This window comes from Streptomyces sp. NPDC051664 (assembly GCF_044453545.1).
Classification (GTDB): domain Bacteria; phylum Actinomycetota; class Actinomycetes; order Streptomycetales; family Streptomycetaceae; genus Streptomyces.
The window spans coordinates 1-1,138 of record NZ_JBITCU010000141.1; the positions used below are offsets into that span (position 1 = coordinate 1).

Consider the following 1,138-nt stretch of genomic DNA (forward strand, 5'->3'; position numbering starts at 1 on the left):
GCCGCCAACCTGCCCCAGCCCACGAAATTCCGCACCTCGCAAGCACAGAGTCCCCGTCAGCGAACCGACGAGGACTCATGAACGATCGAGGTTAGGCGACGTCTGTACTCTGAAGGCCTGGGAAATCCTTCGCTGGACACGGGTGCGGACCTGTTTCCGTCTGTTTTCACTTGAGCGGATCGTCGCCTTTGTGGGAGCGGTGAAGCGTCATGCCTGATGCCCGGATAGTCGCTGTCGACTCAACTCGAGATCTTGCCGGCGGCGGCTTTTGGGCTGTACTCCTCCACCGCCTTGCAGTGACTGCGGTGGGGCAGCCAAACACGACGACGAGCTGGACGAGCTGGATGTCGGCGTCGATAGCGACCTGATGGTTCGTAAAGTAGCGGTAGTTGCGACTGGGTGCCAAGCAGCTGTCCAAGATGTACGGTTTCCCGTTGAACCGCTATTGAAGTTGAATGCGTGATGTGCGTCAGTCCTTTCGTGGACGGAGACAGCACGATCTCGTCCACCTCCGTCAGCCGCCGCTGCCGCTTCTTGATCATCTGCGGGTCGAAGGTGTCGGCCACGTCTCCGGGCACCTTCACCGGACCGACGTCGGTCAGCACGGTCTTCGCCCGGGTGCCGTTACGGCTGTTGCCGCTGTTCTTCCCGGCCGCCTCGCGCTTCTCATAGCCGAGGTGATCGGTGATCTCGCCTTCCAGAGCGGACTCCAGAACCCGCTTGGTCATCTGCTACAACAAGACTCCGGCTTCGGTCCAGTCCCGCAGACGCCGCCAGGCCGTCACCCCGCTGCACCCGACCTGTTCAACGGGGACGTCCCGCCAGCTCACGCCCTTGCACAGCACGTAAACAAGGGCCCTGACCCCGTGTCCAACATCCGGGGTCAGGGCCCCTCTTGTAGATCGCCCCGGGTGTGGACTCGTACAGGGCCACGGCATCGGCCTTGAACTCGTCCGAGTAATCCTTCATCGCCATCTGCGGACTTCTCGCTTCCTCCGGATCAAGCAGATCCAGTATCAGCGTGTCCACCACTCAGGGGGAGGCCCAAGGCCGGGTAGTTAGCGTTCCCGCAGGTCACGCAAGGGGTGTTGACGGGTTTTCGATGTAGAGCAACGGAGCTCGTTGGTACAGGCAGTCG

The 1,138-nt window shown here is 61.7% G+C and carries 2 pseudogenes; both read right to left on the bottom strand.

Annotated elements, in window-relative coordinates:
• Positions 1–440 precede the first annotated feature (440 nt).
• Positions 441–731, bottom strand: a pseudogene (locus ACIA8E_RS42045) (transposase); the annotation flags it as partial.
• Positions 732–740: 9 nt separating this feature from the next.
• Positions 741–914: pseudogene (locus tag ACIA8E_RS42050) on the bottom strand (transposase); the annotation flags it as partial.
• Positions 915–1,138 lie beyond the last annotated feature (224 nt).